13 protein-coding genes are annotated in these 15499 nt (G+C 68.8%); 3 read left to right on the forward strand and 10 right to left on the reverse strand.

All coding sequences use genetic code 11. From position 1 onward, the window contains the following. Positions 1 to 3: 3 nt before the first annotated feature. From BKA02_RS12775 to BKA02_RS12805, 7 genes are all read right to left on the reverse strand, one after another. Positions 4 to 843 carry a shikimate dehydrogenase family protein gene (locus BKA02_RS12775; RefSeq protein WP_179434581.1) on the reverse strand — a complete coding sequence of 280 codons (840 nt, stop codon included), beginning with the start codon at positions 841 to 843 and terminating at the stop codon, positions 4 to 6. Then, entirely contained in the window at positions 837 to 2213 is a 1377-nt protein-coding gene (mltG, locus tag BKA02_RS12780) for an endolytic transglycosylase MltG (RefSeq protein ID WP_246286029.1), read from the reverse strand. The genes BKA02_RS12775 and mltG overlap by 7 nt, the downstream gene beginning before the upstream one ends. A 1-nt stretch (position 2214) precedes the next feature. Further along, positions 2215 to 2706 carry a Holliday junction resolvase RuvX gene (gene ruvX / locus BKA02_RS12785; RefSeq protein WP_179434583.1) on the reverse strand — a complete coding sequence of 164 codons (492 nt, stop codon included), beginning with the start codon at positions 2704 to 2706 and terminating at the stop codon, positions 2215 to 2217. Continuing rightward, a complete protein-coding gene (gene alaS / locus BKA02_RS12790; protein WP_179434584.1) occupies positions 2703 to 5363 on the reverse strand; it encodes an alanine--tRNA ligase in 2661 nt (886 codons plus the stop codon). The genes ruvX and alaS overlap by 4 nt, the downstream gene beginning before the upstream one ends. Before the next feature lie 43 nt (positions 5364 to 5406). After that, the gene (locus tag BKA02_RS12795) at positions 5407 to 5604 is read right to left on the reverse strand and encodes a hypothetical protein (protein ID WP_179434585.1); all 198 of its coding nucleotides are present in this window, start codon (positions 5602 to 5604) and stop codon (positions 5407 to 5409) included. Positions 5605 to 5721: 117 nt separating this feature from the next. Next, on the reverse strand, positions 5722 to 6351 hold the full coding sequence (gene rpsD / locus BKA02_RS12800; RefSeq protein WP_179434586.1) for a 30S ribosomal protein S4: 630 nt from the start codon (positions 6349 to 6351) through the stop codon (positions 5722 to 5724). Positions 6352 to 6556: 205 nt separating this feature from the next. Then, the gene (locus tag BKA02_RS12805) at positions 6557 to 7843 is read right to left on the reverse strand and encodes a replication-associated recombination protein A (RefSeq protein ID WP_179435484.1); all 1287 of its coding nucleotides are present in this window, start codon (positions 7841 to 7843) and stop codon (positions 6557 to 6559) included. 130 nt (positions 7844 to 7973) lie between these two features. Here BKA02_RS12805 and BKA02_RS12810 point away from each other — a divergent pair, with 130 nt between their 5' ends. The 3 genes from BKA02_RS12810 (at position 7974) to BKA02_RS12820 (ending at position 10456) form a co-directional block, all read left to right on the forward strand. Then, positions 7974 to 8264: a hypothetical protein gene (locus BKA02_RS12810; RefSeq protein ID WP_179434587.1), complete on the forward strand. Its 291-nt coding sequence runs from the start codon at positions 7974 to 7976 to the stop codon at positions 8262 to 8264. A gap of 77 nt (positions 8265 to 8341) precedes the next feature. Then, entirely contained in the window at positions 8342 to 9757 is a 1416-nt protein-coding gene (locus tag BKA02_RS12815) for a DUF349 domain-containing protein (RefSeq protein WP_179434588.1), read from the forward strand. Positions 9758 to 9850: 93 nt separating this feature from the next. After that, complete coding sequence (locus BKA02_RS12820) at positions 9851 to 10456, forward strand: SAM-dependent methyltransferase (RefSeq protein ID WP_179434590.1); 606 nt, start codon at positions 9851 to 9853, stop codon at positions 10454 to 10456. Here BKA02_RS12820 and BKA02_RS12825 read toward each other — a convergent pair. The 3 genes from BKA02_RS12825 to secD all read right to left on the reverse strand — a co-directional run bounded on the left by BKA02_RS12825 (position 10443) and on the right by secD (position 15489). Then, entirely contained in the window at positions 10443 to 12695 is a 2253-nt protein-coding gene (locus BKA02_RS12825; protein WP_179434592.1) for a RelA/SpoT family protein, read from the reverse strand. The genes BKA02_RS12820 and BKA02_RS12825 overlap by 14 nt on opposite strands. A gap of 68 nt (positions 12696 to 12763) precedes the next feature. After that, the gene (secF, locus tag BKA02_RS12830) at positions 12764 to 13759 is read right to left on the reverse strand and encodes a protein translocase subunit SecF (protein ID WP_179434594.1); all 996 of its coding nucleotides are present in this window, start codon (positions 13757 to 13759) and stop codon (positions 12764 to 12766) included. After that, positions 13759 to 15489, reverse strand: a complete 1731-nt coding sequence (gene secD, locus BKA02_RS12835; protein WP_179434595.1) for a protein translocase subunit SecD — start codon at positions 15487 to 15489, stop codon at positions 13759 to 13761. The genes secF and secD overlap by 1 nt, the downstream gene beginning before the upstream one ends. Between the last annotated feature and the right edge of the window lie 10 nt (positions 15490 to 15499).

The raw sequence follows: 15499 nt of genomic DNA on the forward strand, positions 1-15499 counted from the left end.
CCCCTAGTCTCCCATGAGCGCGGCACGCATCCGGGCCACCATGACGTCTTCGCCCGGCAGCACGGCGGTCACGTCCCCGGCGACGAAGATGCGCACCTGCAGCACTGCCTGGTGCAGCAGCATCTCCAGTCCCGATATCACCGGCTCTGCCGACCATGCGACAGCCAGGGTCGAGGGCCAGGGCGAATAGGCGACGTCCAGGAGCGCACCGCCTGCCTGCGAAAGCGCGGTGACGACGTCATCGTCCAGCGGCACGCCGCCGGGCAGCGTCGAGAGGGTGAGATCGGCGCCTGCCGGCAGGTCATCGAACCCGTGCGCCGACAGGGCGATCCCGATCTGTGCGGCGATGCGGTCGAGAGGCGCGACGCGTGCGGGCCGGCGGGCCACGACGTCCACCCGGGAGGCGCCGCATTCGGCCAAGGCCACGAGCGCGGATGCGGCCGTGGCCCCCGCTCCGAGGATGCGCACGCGGTCGAGCTGCCCCAGGCCGTGCTCATGGAGCACGCGCACGAGACCACCCACATCGGTGTTCCAGGCGTGCCCGCGCAACGGGCCCGACAGCACGAGCGTGTTGGCCGCGCCGGTGAGCCGCGCATGGCGATCCTGCACGCGCGACCAGGACAGTGCCGCGTCCTTCAACGGCATGGTCAGCGACAGGCCGCGCCAGCTCTCATCGAGGCCGTCGACCGCGGCGCGGAATCCGGCCGCATCCATCTGACGCCTGCCGTATTCCCAGTCCAGACCGAGATGGGCGTAGGCGGCCGCGTGCAGCTGTGGCGAACGGCTGTGCGCGATCGGATCGCCCCAGACCGCCAGTCGCTTCGGATCCGCGTCGTTCAGCATCCCGAATCAGGATTCTCGGTGCACCATTGCCGCATCTGCTCGACGTAGGTCTGGTGCTCCTCGTACGTGGAGGTGAAGACGGTCTCGCCGGTGTCCATGTTCACCGTGACGAAGTACAGCCACGGACCGTCCACAGGGTGCATCGCCGCGTCGATCGCGACGTCACCGGCTCCGGATATCGGCGTCGCCGGAAGCCCTTCGTGCACATAGGTGTTCCACGGATTGTCGTCGTGCTGCGCCTCGTCCGAGGTGCTCGCCGTGCCGTCGTGCAGCTCTCGATAGCCGTACTGAGCGGTCGAGTCCATCTGCAGCATCATGCCCTCGGCGAGCCGGTTCTGGATCACTCGGGAGACCTTGTAGAAGTCGTCTTCCGCCCGGGCCTCGCGCTGAATGATCGAAGCGATCGTGAGCACGCGTTCCTCGTCTCCGGCCGGCACACCGGCTGACGCCAGCGACTCGCGCGTGCGGTCGACGAGCGTCTGGACGATATCGGTGGCGGTCGCCTCCGGCGCGAACTCGTACAGCGCGGGAAACAGCCAGCCTTCCAGCGTCGACGCGGAAACGCCGTATGCGGAGGGGTCGGCGGCGGCCGCGGTGAGGTCCTCGATCGGAATCGACAGGCTCTCGGCGATGGTCTTCAGCGTGGAGTCCAGTGTGAGGCCCTCGCGGATGAGCGCGGAGTTCTCCATCTTGTTCGCAGGGTCGTTCAGCGCCTCGAGTGCGGACGTCGCCGTCATCTTCTGCTGCAGGCGATACACGCCCGGGTAGAACGTCGGCGACGTCCCCTCCTTCACGAGCATGTCGTAGAAGACATCCTGCGTCTTGGTGACGCCGGCGTTGTACAGCGCCGTCGACACCTGCTGGCCGGTATCGCCCTCATCGATCGTGACGAGCGCCTCGCCCGTCGCCATACCGGCTTCGTAGTCCTTAGGCTCGCCCCAGCCCATCGCCTCGCTGATCCTGTCGCCGTACGTGTTCATCACCCAAAGCCCGCCCAGGGCGGCGCCCGCGACGAGGACGAAGACGATGATGAGGGCGATCAGACACCCCCGCTTGCGCTTGCGCCGCGGGGCGCGCGCGCGGGTCTCGGGCTCGTGGCGGAAGAGATCGTCGAGGGTCGCGTGGTGCTCGGACTCCTGTTCGGCAGAAGCCGGGGCGTTCACTCGCGTCGTCATGTCGTCGGGTGCTCCCGCATCGGACACGGGTTCGGACGTCTGCGCGGCAGCCCGCGCGGCGCGGCGCGATCCCGGCGCGGGGGCGGATGCACTGGGCGTCTCCGGCACGGATCGCGACGGATCGGGAAGCGAGCGGAACAGATCGGACAAGGAGTCCGATCCGGACCCGGACGAAGAGTCGGGGAGATCAGGCATGTCAGGAGGTCTCCTCATTGAAGGTCAGCGGGTCTTCGAGTACGACGAGCGTTCCGGGCGGGTTACCGGTGCTCTTCTCGGTATCGAGGGCGTGCTGCAGGAACACGACCGCGGCGACCTGATCAACAATGCCACGCGATCCCCGCTGACGGCGACCCGAAGCGCGCAACGCCGAATGAGCGCTCACGGTGCTGAGCCGCTCATCCACCAGGCGCACCGGTACGGTGCAGGCGCGCGCGAGCGCGCCCGCGAACTCGCGGGAGTCGACGGTCGATGCCGTGTCCTCTCCGCGGAGGTTGATCGGCAGTCCGACCACCAGCTCGAGCGGTTCGTGCGCGGTGACGAGGTCAGCGATGCGACGCACGGAGTCATCATCGCGCGGCACCGTCTCGACGGGGACAGCGAGCATCCCGTCGGGATCGCTGCGGGAGACCCCGACCCGGGCCCGCCCGACGTCGATCCCGAGCCTCACTCCGGGGCGGAATCCGCTCACGCGCGCTGCAGCTCCTGCTCGATCGCGCCGAACGCCGCGGGAAGAGCCGACACATCGGTTCCGCCGCCCTGCGCGATGTCGTCGCGGCCTCCGCCTCCGCCGCCGAGAACTCCGGCGGCGAGTTTCGCGAGCACGCCGGCCTTCACACCCGCACCGCGCGCGGCCTCGGTCGTCGCGACGACGACGATCGCGCGGCCGTTGGCGAGGCCGGAAACCGCCACGACCGCCGGAGCGGCGCCGAGCACATCGCGCACGGCGGTGGCCACATCGCGCACCTCGTCGGCGGACTCGACCGAGCCCAGGTCGTGAGCCGCGAGCTGGAAGGCGCCGGCGGCGCGCGCCTCCTTCGCGATGCCGGGTGCGCGGTCGGCTCGCTGCGCCGACTCGAACTGGGCGATGCGCTTCTCGGCCGTCTTCAGCTGCGCGGCGAGGTCGGTGACCTTGTCGACGAGCTGCTCGCGCGGAGTCTTCAGCGATGCGGTCAGCTGCGAGACGAGCGCCCGCTCGGCCGCCAGCTCACGGAACGCATCGGCCCCCACGAGCGCTTCGACGCGACGGTTGGATGCGCCCACGGACGACTCCCCGACAAGGCTGATGATCCCGATCTCGGAACTCGTGCGCACGTGCGTGCCCGCGCACAGCTCGCGCGACCAGGGGCCGCCGATGTCGACCATGCGCACGACATCGCCGTACTTCTCGCCGAACAGCGCCATCGCGCCGGCCGCCTTCGCCTCGTCGAGCGAGACGACGCGCGTCGTGACCTCGAGGCCGTCCTGCACGGCGCGGTTGGCGATGTCCTCGATCTCCGTCCGGGTCTCCGGCGACAGAGCCTGCGACCAGTTGAAATCGAAACGCATATAGCCCGCACGGTTGAGGGAACCGGCCTGGGTCGCCGTGGGTCCGAGTGTGTCGCGCAGCGCGGCGTGCACGAGGTGGGTCGCCGAGTGCGCCTGGCGTGCGGCGCGGCGGTTGGCGGCATCGACGACGGTCGTCGCCACGGCATCAACCGATACGGTGCCCTGTCGCACGTCGACGGTGTGGCTGACGAGGCCGGGAACAGGGCGCTGCACGTCGATCACATCGAGAACGAAGCCGGGCCCGGTGATCGTGCCCTTGTCGGCGACCTGGCCGCCCGACTCGGCATACAGGGTCGTCTCGGCGAGCACGACCTCGGCGATCTGACCCTCCGTCGCACTCGAGACGGGCGCGCCGTCGACGAGCAGCCCGAGCACGCGCGACTCCGTCTCGAGCTCGTCGTAGCCCGAGAACACGGTCTCGCCCTCGGCGCGCAGATCGCGGTACACCGAGACGTCGGCGAGTTGGCGCTTGCGGCTGCGGGCGTCTTCCTTCGCGCGGATGCGCTGCTCCTGCATGAGCGCGTCGAAGGCAGCGCGGTCGACGCTGAGACCCTGCTCCTCGGCGACCTCGAGCGTGAGGTCGATCGGGAAGCCGTAGGTGTCGTGCAGCAGGAACGCCTCGGAACCGGCGAGCGTCGCCTGCCCCGACTTCTTCGTCTCATCCAGGGCCAGATCGAGAATCGTGGACCCCTGGGCCAGCGTTCGCAGGAACGTCTCCTCCTCCGCGAAGGCGGCGGTCGACAACGCGGTCCAGTCGGTCTCCAGCACCGGGTAGGCGATCTTCATCGCATCGCGCGAGGTGGAGAACAGCTCGGGGAACGTCGGGACATCCACGCCCAGCAGACGCATGGAACGCACGGTGCGGCGCATGAGCCGGCGCAGGATGTATCCGCGGCCCTCATTGGAGGGCCGCACGCCGTCAGAGAGCAGCATGAGCGAGGAGCGCACGTGGTCGGCCACGACGCGGAAGCGCACGTCGTCCTCATGCACCTCGCCGTAGGGGCGGCCCGAGATCTCGATGGCGCGATCGAGCACGGGACGCACCTGGTCGCTCTCGTACATGTTCTCGACGCCCTGCTTGAGGAAGGCGACGCGCTCGAGACCCATGCCGGTGTCGATGTTCTTCTGCGGCAGCTCGCCCACGATGTCGAACTCGGTCTTGCCGCGGATGTTCTCGATGAAGTCCTGCATGAACACGAGGTTCCAGATCTCCAAGAACCTGTTGTCGTCGACCGCTGGACCGCCGTCCTGCCCGTACGCGGGGCCGCGGTCGAAGAAGATCTCCGAGTCCGGGCCGCCGGGACCGGGCTGGCCGGTGTTCCAATAGTTGTCCGCGCGTCCGAGCCGCTGGATTCGCTCGGGCTTGAGCCCGATGATGTCGCGCCAGATCGCCTCGGCCTCGTCGTCCGTCTCGTAGACGGTGACCCAGAGATCCTTCTCGTCGAAGCCGAGCCCGCCGTCAGCCTCTGAGCTCGTCAGCAGCTCCCAGGCGTAACGGATCGCACCTTCCTTGAAGTAGTCACCGAAGGACCAGTTGCCGAGCATCTGGAAGAACGTGCCGTGGCGGGCCGTGCGACCGACCTCTTCGATGTCGTTGGTACGGATGCACTTCTGCACGTCGGCGATGCGGGGATGCGGGGCGGGAACCACTCCGGTGAGGTACGGGATCATCGGCACCATGCCGGCGACGGTGAACAGCAGCGTCGGGTCGTCGCTCACCAGTGACGCCGAAGGCACGATGAGGTGATCGTTCTTCTCGAAGAAGGTCAGGTAGCGCTGCGCGATCTCCGCGGTCTTCATAGCTGTGCGTGAGTCCTTGGGTCAGTGACGAACAGGGTGTGGCTCAGTCGCGGCGCTCGACGGGAGCGGCGCCCAGCCGCGCCTCCTGCTCACGGAAGGCATCGCTGATGAGACCGGTGAACGAGCCGATCCGCGCGTCGACCTCGGCGAGCAGGTCGTGCCCTCGCGGATCCTTGTTCAAGAAGTGCGCCGCGACGAAACCGCCGATGATGCCGATCAGAAACCACAGCAGGGTCTTCATGTCGCTCGTCTCCCTCTCACGCCGCTCGCCGCGGCGAATCCCATCGTATGCGCAAACGCCAGGAGGCGCCGGGCTGGCCCGACGCCTCCTGGCGCTGCGATTGCTGAAGCGAATGCCTCAACGCGCGGCGTAGTACTCCACAACCAGCTGGACTTCGCAGGTCACGGGGACCTCGGAGCGCTTCGGGCGGCGGACCAGACGCGACTGGAGCTTGTCGAGCTCAACCTCGAGGTAGCCCGGAACCGGGGGCAGCACCTCGGCGTGGCCGCCGGCCGCGGCCACCTGGAAGGGCTCGGTGCCCTCGCTCTTGGGCTTGACGTGGATGAGCTGACCCGGCTTCACGCGGAACGACGGGCGGTCGACGAGCTGGCCGTCGACGAGGATGTGACGGTGCACGACCATCTGACGGGCCTGCGCCGTGGTACGGGCGAAGCCGGAGCGCAGCACGAGCGCGTCCAGACGCATCTCGAGCAGCTCGACCAGGTTCTCACCGGTCAGGCCGTCGCGACGGCGGGCCTCGTTGAAGGCGATGCGCAGCTGCTTCTCGCGAATGCCGTACTGCTCGCGCAGACGCTGCTTCTCGCGCAGGCGGACGGCGTAGTCGCTGTCGGTCTTGCGCTTGGTGCGGCCGTGCTCGCCCGGAGCGTAAGGACGCTTCTCGAGGTAGCGGGCGGCCTTGGGGGTCAGCGGGATGCCAAGGGCACGGCTGAGACGGACCTTGCGGCGGTCCTGGGACTTCGTGACCACGAAGTGTTCCTTCCGTTGACGCGGCCGTGACGGTCACGGCCTGCGGACGTATCTCCTCGTCCTCTCCCCTGCCGAGCGCACGCCGGGGCGCAAGGAAGGGTGGTGCGGAGGTGAGGGATGCCCGAAAACACGGTTTCGAGCCGATTCATCCTAGCAGATCGCCCTGATACGGGGCCCCGACGTCGCCCCTCGCGCAGGGGTGCCGTCACTCGCCGTCGAGGATGCGCCGGATCCGCTCGAGCCGTGCGTGCACCTCGCGCTCGGCACCCAGCTGCTTGGGCCGGTAGTAGCGGCGTCCGCGCAGCTCGTCGGGCAGGTAGTCCTGCGCGACGACGCCCGCTTCGGAGTCGTGCGGGTACTGATATCCCTTGCCGTGCCCCAGCCGCTTCGCGCCCGGGTAGTGCGCGTCGCGCAGATGCACCGGCACGCGCCCGAACCCGCCGGAGCGCACATCGGCGATCGCGGCGTCGATCCCCAGGTAGGCGGCGTTCGACTTGGCCGTGGTCGCCAGGTACACGGTCGCCTCCGCCAGGGGGATGCGTCCCTCCGGCATTCCGATGAAGGCGACGGCGTCGGCCGCTGCCACGGCGATCACGAGCGCCTGCGGATCGGCGAGGCCGATGTCTTCCGAGGCGGAGATCACCAGCCGCCGGGCGATGAAGCGCGGGTCCTCCCCCGCCTCGATCATGCGGGCGAGGTAGTGCAGGGCCGCGTCGGCGTCTGACCCGCGGATCGATTTGATGAACGCGCTGATGACGTCGTAGTGCTCATCGCCCTGCCGGTCGTAGCGCAGCAGCGCTCGATCGACGGCCTGGGCGACGTCGTCGGCGGTGACGTGCGGCGTCTCCTCGCCGTCGGCCTCGTCCGAGGTCGCCGCCACGGTGGCTGCGGCTTCCAGCCCGGTCAGAGCCCGACGCGCATCGCCCGAGGCGAGGCGGATCAGCGCCGCCCGCGCCTCCGGTTCGACGACGACCCTGCCGCTCAGTCCCCGAGCGTCAGCGACGGCACGGTCCAGGAGCACGCCGATGTCGTCGTCGGTCAGCGTCTGGAGGGTCAGCAGCAGCGACCGGGACAGCAACGGGGAGATCACCGAGAACGACGGGTTCTCCGTGGTGGCGGCGATGAGGATGACCCAGCCGTTCTCGACGCCGGGCAGCAGCGCATCCTGCTGCGCCTTGGTGAAGCGGTGGATCTCGTCGAGGAAGAGGATCGTGCTCTGTCCGTACAGATCTCGCTGGTTCATCGCCTCCTGCATGACCTCGCGCACGTCCTTGACCCCGGCGGTGACGGCCGAGAGCTCGACGAAGCGGCGCTGCGAGGAGCGCGCGATGGCCTGGGCGAGCGTGGTCTTGCCTGTGCCGGGCGGTCCCCACAGGATCATCGATACACTGCCGCCTGCCGGTGCCGCGGGATCCGCCAGGGTGACGATGGGCGAGCCGGGACGCAACAGGTGCTGCTGTCCCGCGACCTCGTCGAGCGACACCGGGCGCATGCGCACGGCGAGCGGCGTCTGCGTCGACAGCAGCGGGGACGGGGTCACGCGTCCAGGCTAATGCGGGATACCGACAAGGGCCCGTGCGGTGCCCGCGATAGGCTCGGATGTCGAACGCACAGGAGGATCCATGGCCGGACGCCGTCCGAACGCCCGCGACCGTCGCGCCCGCACCGAGCAGGAGCGCGCGCGTGTGCACGAGGCCCGTCGTCGGGTGCACGACCGCTCTGTCACGCGACGCGTGCGCGACAACGTCATCGGGATCGTGGCCGGGTCGGTCATCGTCGTGGGCGCCGTGGTGAGTCAGGTCGTCCACGCCGAGGTCGCCGGGCCCGCACCCTCGCCGAGCCCGACGAGCACGCCGACTCAGACCGCACCGGCGACGCCGGGCCCGGAATCGACGGACGCTCCCGCAGGCTGACCAGACAGGGCCCGACGTGATGAGGGCCTGAGCCGATGCGGCCTATCACGGAGGGTTGGGCCGTATTAGGCTGAGCGATGTCCTTTCCGCCTCCCGCGGCCTGTCCGCGCAAGGAGTTCATCGTGTCTGCCGAAGAGTCCGCGAACACCCCCGACCCGACCTCGCACCCCGCCGCACCGGTTCCCGCACCTCCTCGGGTACCGCGCCCGCCATCGTCCCCGCTGAAGCCCGCGGCCGCCGCCGCGGCTCCCGCCGGCGGCCACAGCGATGCCGCCAAGTGGGGTCGCGTCGCCGAGAACGGCGCTGTCGAAGTGCGCGAGGGCGATGCGTGGCGCGTCGTCGGCGAGTATCCTGACGGCACTCCCGATGAGGCGCTGGCGTACTTCGCGCGCAAGTTCGACGACCTCGCCTTCAAGGTGCGCACGCTCGAGCAGCGCGCCGCGGCCGGTGGTGCTGCCGCGGGCGAGCTCGCCGCCCAGGCGCGCCACCTCACCGGCGAGGTGACCGACGCCGCAGCAGTGGGCGACCTGGCGGCTCTGCGCGGTCGGCTGGACGCCCTCACCGCCTCTCTCGCCGAGGCCTCCGCCGCCGAGGCGGAGCAGAACAGGGCCGCCGTGGATCAGGCGATCGCCGAGCGGACCGCCATCGTCGAACGCGCCGAGGCCATCGCCGCGCAGGACCTCTCGAAGGTCCAGTGGAAGCAGGTCACCGGCGAGCTGACCGAGCTGTTCGATTCGTGGCAGAGCCAGCAGCAGAACGGTCCGCGCATCCCCAAGGGTCCCGCCAACCAGCTCTGGAAGCGCTTCCGGGACGCCCGCGCCACCGTCGACCGTCAGCGCCGCGCGTTCTACGCCGACCTCGACGAGCACCACAAGGCTGCGCGCGACGCGAAGTCCCGCCTCGTCGAGCGCGCCGAGGCGCTGGCGCCGCGCGGTGTGGACGGAATCCCCGCCTACCGGGCGCTGCTCGACGAATGGAAGGCGGCGGGCCGCGCCGGCCGCAAGGCCGACGATGCCCTCTGGGCCAAGTTCAAGGCCGCCGGAGACGCACTGTACGCCGCACGCGCGGAGCAGTCCGCAGCCGAAGAGGCGGAGTCCGCGCCGCGCATCGAGATCAGAGAGGCGCTGCTCGTCGAGGCGAAGGCCGTCGGTGACGAGGCGGATCTCGGCAAGGCGCGTGCACTCCTCACCCGCATCCAGCGCAAGTGGGATGACACCGGGCGCATCTTCCCCCGCGACAAGGAGCGCGCGCTCGATGACCGTCTGCGCGTGATCGAGCAGGCGCTCAAGTCTCGCGAAGAGGTGGACTGGAAGCGCAACAACCCCGAGACCAAGGCCCGCGCCGATGGCATGAGCCGCCAGCTTCTGGACGCCATCGAGAAGCTCGAAGCCGAGCACGCCGCCGCCGAGAAGGCGGGCGATGCCGCCGCCGTCAAGGCCGCCGCCGAAGCGCTCGAGGCCCGTCGGTCCTGGCTGCGCGCCCTCGACGGCTGAGCGGGCTCGAGAGCGCTCAGCTCGGAAGCGATCTCAAGAGCCGAGTTCTCCACAGTCGAACGTCCCGCGCCCCGGAGCACGCGGGCGTTCGGCATGCTGGCAGACGTGCATCCCACGTTCGTCTACCGGCCCGGTGAGCGCCTGTCGCTCCCGGAGCTGTGCGCCGCCCGTCTCGACGGCGACGTCGTGGAGCTCGGCGAGTGCTTCATCCCCGCCGACCGGGTCGAGACGGCTCACCTGCGGGCCGCCTCGATCGCGTCGGTTCGTGCGGGGCGAGAGGACCTCGCCTTCGCAGGGGCGAGCGCGGCGTGGGTCCACGGCGCGGGGGCGATGCCGCCCGAGGAGCACGAGCTGCAGCTCACGCAGGGCCGGCGCATGCGCCGCCCCCCGTCCCCGCGCACACGCGTCCATGAGTCGCTGGTCGCCGAAGACGACGTGGTGCGTCTCGATGACATCCTCGTCGTGACTGCGGGGCGCACCATGCTCGATCTGCTGCGCTGGGCGCACAAACGGCCCGACATCCGGAACTGGGCGCGCGCGTTCGCGCAGTTCGATCCGACCCTCCTCGACGACGCGGATCGGCGTCTGCGCACCGCTCCGTCCGCCGACCCCCGCGGCGCCCGCGCTCGCGCACTGCTCGAGCGCCTCCGCGGCGAGCTGGCGGATGAGCCCCGGCGAGCCGAGCTCAGGACGAGGTGACGCGGTACACGTCGTAGACCGCGTCGATGCGGCGGACGGCATTGAGCACCCGGTCCAGGTGCACCGTGTCACCCATCTCGAACACGAACCGGCTGATCGCCAGCCGCTCGTTCGTGGTCGACACCGATGCCGAGAGAATGTTCACGTGGTACTCGGTGAGCACCCGCGTGACATCCGACAGCAGGCCCGCCCGGTCCAGCGCCTCCACCTGGATCTGCACGAGGAACACGCTGTGCGTCGTCGGCGCCCATTCGACGTCGACGAGACGGTCCGGTTCGCCGGACAGCGCCTGCACGTTGACGCAGTCCGCCCTGTGCACCGACACCCCGCTGCCGCGGGTGACGAAGCCGACGATCGGATCGCCCGGCACCGGGGTGCAGCACTTGGCGAGCTTGACGAGGATGTCGGCGGCGCCGCGCACGAGCACACCGGAGTCGCTATCGCGGGGCGCCCTGGTGCGGCCGGTCACCGGAATGTCGATCGTCCCGGTGCTGGTGTCCTCCTGCGTGGCGACGAGCGCGGTCACCTTCTCGAGCACGGACTGGGTGGAGACGTGACCCTCGCCGACGGCGGCGTACAGTGCCGAGACGTCTTCGTAGCGCAGCTGCTGGGCGACCTCGGCGAACGAGTCCTGGCCCATCAGTCGTTGCAACGGCAGGTTCTGCCGGCGCATGGCTCTCGCTATGGCCTCCTTGCCCTGCTCGATCGCCTCTTCTCGGCGCTCCTTCGTGAACCAGCCGCGGATCTTGTTGCGCGCCCTGGTGCTCTTGACGAACGTCAGCCAGTCCTGACTGGGCCCCGCGTCGGGGTTCTTCGACGTGAAGACCTCGACGACATCACCGCTCTTCAACGCCGTCTCCAGCGGCACGAGCCGACTGTTGACCTTCGCTCCCATCGTGCGGTGACCGATCTCGGTGTGCACGGCGTAAGCGAAATCGACGGGTGTGGCACCCGACGGAAGTCCGATCACGCGCCCCTTCGGCGTGAAGACGTACACCTCTTTGGCGCCGATCTCGAAGCGCAGCGAGTCGAGGAACTCCCCCGGATCGGCGGTTTCGGCCTGCCAATCCGAGATGTGGGCGAGCCAGGCCATGTCGGTGTCCGACTCCTTGGCCTCGGCCTTGCCGCCGCTGTTGACCCGTTCCTTGTACATCCAATGCGCCGCGACGCCGAACTCCGCCTGGCGGTGCATCTCGTGCGTGCGGATCTGGATCTCGACCGTGCGCCCGCCGGGGCCGATCACCGTCGTGTGCAGCGACTGGTACAGGTTGAACTTGGGGGTCGCGATGTAGTCCTTGAAACGACCGGGCAGCGGCGTCCAGCGGGCGTGGATCGCACCGAGCACGGCATAGCAGTCGCGCACCGTGCCCACGAGCACCCGGATGCCGATGAGGTCGTAGATGTCGTCGAACTCACGGCCGCGCAGCACCATCTTCTGGTACACGGAGTAGAGCTGCTTGGGTCGTCCGGCGACCTTGCCACGCACGCGCAGATCGCGCAGATCGCTCTCGACGGCATCCACCACTTCGCGGATGTACTTCTCCCGCTGCGGGGTTCGCTGAGCGATGAGGCTGTCGATCTCGGCGTAGATCTTCGGATGCATCACCGCGAACGAGAGGTCCTCCAGCTCGTTCTTGATGGCCTGGATTCCGAGCCGATGCGCGAGCGGCGCATAGATCTCCAACGTCTCCGTGGCCTTGCGCTCGGCCTTCTCCGGCGAGACGAAGCCCCAGGTACGGGCGTTGTGCAGCCGATCGGCGAGTTTGATGAGCAGCACCCTGATGTCTTTCGACATCGCCACGATCATCTTGCGCACCGTCTCGGCCTGCGCGCTCTCGCCGTACTTGACCTTGTCGAGCTTGGTCACGCCGTCCACGAGCATCGCGACCTCGTCGCCGAACGCCTCGGTCAGCTCGGTGAGCGCATAGCCGGTGTCCTCGACGGTGTCGTGCAGCAGCGCGGCAGCGATCGCACGGGGGCCGAGGCCGAGCTCGGCGAGGATCTGCGCAACTGCGAGCGGGTGCGTGATGTACGGCTCGCCGCTCTGCCGCTTCTGCCCCTCGTGCTTCTCGGCGGCCACCCGGTAGGCGCGCTCGATGATGGCGAGGTCGCCCTTGGGGTGGTTCTGGCGCACGGTGCGCACGAGGTTGTCGAGGTCGTTGTTCCGGGGCGCACGCGAGAAGATGCGCGGCACGAGGCGTCGCAGGCTCGAGCCCTGTGCGGTGGTCGACTCGCTCATGATGCGCCCTCCCCTCTGAGAGAGATCATCCTATCCGCGAGGCGTCCCGTCCGGACCGCTCCCACGGGTCAGACCTGCGCCGTCGTCACGGCGCGCTGCCGAGCCTCCCGCACCCGCGCGTCGCGCTCTGCGATCGGCTTCTCCTTCTCGCGGAACAGCGAGTAGAGCGGCGCTGCCACGAAGAGCGTCGAGTACGTCGCGACCAGGATGCCGACGAAGATCGACAGCGAGATGTCGGTGAGCGTCTCGGCGCCGAGCCAGAACGCGCCGATGAAGAGGATCGCGCCCACCGGCAGCGCCGCGACGATCGAGGTGTTGATCGACCGGATCAGCGTCTGGTTCACCGCGAGGTTCACCGACTCGCCGAACGTGCGGCCCGATCTGATGCCCTCTTCCGACGTGTTCTCCCTGATCTTGTCGAACACGACGGTGGTGTCGTACAGGGAGTACGCGAGGATCGTGAGGAATCCGATCACGGCGGCCGGTGAGATCTCGAACCCGGCCAGCGCATAGACGCCGACGGTGATCACGAGCACGTCGAGCAGACCGATGATCGCTGCGGCCGACATCTTCCACGTACGGAAGTAGATAGCGAGGATCAGGAAGGTGAGGGCGAGGAAGATCGCCAGGCCCCAGAGCGACTGCTTGGTCACGTTCTCACCCCAGCTCGGACCGATGAACGACGGGCTGATCGCGTCTTCCGACACCCCGTAGGTCTCGGCGAGGGCCGCGGCGACCTGGTGGGTCTGCTTGTCGGTCATCTGGTCGGTCTGCACACGGATGTCGCGGCCGCCGACCGTCGTGACCTTGGTCGTCGCGTTCGGCACGACCGAGCGCACCGCATCCCCGGCCAGGCTCTGGTCGGTGCTCTCGGGCGCCTCGATCGTGAACTGCGACCCGCCCGTGAACTCGATGGAGAACTGGATGGGCCGGAACAGCGGCACGAGGGCCGATGCGATGACGAGGGCGATCGCGATGATGAACCACAGTCGCCGCCGGCCGACGAACGGGAAGGAGGTCTTGCCCGTGTAGAGGTCGTTTCCGAACTGGTTCATGGAGCGCATCAGCGGGCCTCCCCCTGGTCCGTCGATCCGGACCGATCGTTCGAGAGCGCCTCGGCGCGCTTGCGCTCGGCGATGGTCTGGCGTCGCTCGGCCTCACCGCGCGAGCGAGCCGAACGCGCAGCCTTGCCCATCGACGCGGGTGCGACGGCGCGGTACTCGGTGCGCGTGCGATATACGGCGCCGAGCGATTCGGGGTCCATGCCCGACAGTGGATGGCCGTTGCCGAAGAAGCGCGTGCGGGCGAGCAGCTGCATCACCGGGTGCGTGAAGATCACGAAGATGAACACGTCGATGAGGGTCGTGAGACCCAGCGTGAACGCGAAGCCCTTCACCGTGGCGTCGGCGAGGATGTACAGCACCACCGCGGCGAGGATGTTGATCGACTTGGAGATGTAGATCGTGCGCTTGGCGCGGCTCCAGCCGTCTTCCACGGCCCCCGTGATCGACTTGCCGTCGCGCAGCTCGTCTCGTATTCGTTCGAAGTACACGATGAACGAGTCGGCGGTGAACCCGATAGACACGATGAGACCGGACACTCCCGCCAGCGACAGGCGGAATCCGAGACGCCAGGCGAGAATGCAGACGATCACGTACGTGAGGATCGCCATCACGGCGATCGAGGCGATGATCACGAACCCGAGCGCCCGATAGCTGAACAGCGAGTAGAGCGCGACCAGCCCCAGCCCGATGAGGCCGGCGATGAGACCGATCTGCAGCTGCTGCGATCCGAGCGTGGCCGAGATGGTGTCCGAGCTCTGCACGCTGAAGCTCAGCGGCAGCGCACCGTAACGCAGCTGGTCGGCGAGGGTCTTCGACGACTCCTGGTCGAACGATCCGCTGATGCTCGGCTTGCCGTTGAGGATGATGCCGTTCATGCGCGGCGCGGAGATCACCGAGCCGTCGAGCACGAAGGCGAACTGGTCGCGCGGGCTGAGGCCCTGGCCCTGATAGGCGTACAGACGCTGGCTGACCTTGCCGAAGGCATCCGTGCCCTTGCCGTCGAACGTGAGGTTGACCACCCACTGTCCCGAGTCCTGCTCGCGGCCGTTGGTCGCATCCGTGATCGAGCCGCCGTCGAGCTCGACGGGTCCGAGCAGATACTTCACCGCACCGGTGGGGTCGCACGCGATCAGCGGCTGCTCCGCCGGGGCCTTGGCGGCGTCGTCGCGCGGCGCGGTGCAGTCGTAGGTGAGGAACTCGGCCTGCAGCTTCTCGGTGATCCATGCGAGGTCGCTGCTGTCGGTCGGCGCAGGCGACGGAGTGGAGGCCATCGCGTCATCGGGAGTCGGGTATGGCGTCTCGTTGCCGTCGTCGCCCACGAATGAGGTGGCGGGACCCGTCGCGGCGAGGACGGGGCGCAGTTCGAGCTTGGCGCTCGCCTCGATGCGGTTGCGCGTCTCCTCATCGGCCTTCCCGGGGATCTGCACGACGATGTTGCGGCCGCCCTCGGTCGTGATGTCGGCTTCTCCGACGCCCGAGGCGTCGACGCGCTGACGGATGATGGCCGCCGCCTGGTCGAGCTGATCCTGCGTCGGTGCCGAACCGTCTTCCGTCTCGGCGCCGAGGATGATCTGGGTGCCGCCCTGCAGATCGAGGGCGAGCTCAGGCGCCCACGAGCTCTTCTGCACGACGTGAACGCCGATCGCGTTGATTCCGAAGAGCACGCCGGCCACGACGAGCAGACCGATGAGGACCCGCCACGCGTGCTTGACGGGAGAAGAAGAGGCCACGAAGGATCAG

Origin of the sequence: Microbacterium pseudoresistens (assembly GCF_013409745.1) — a bacterium.
GTDB classification, from domain to species: Bacteria; Actinomycetota; Actinomycetes; order Actinomycetales; family Microbacteriaceae; genus Microbacterium; species Microbacterium pseudoresistens.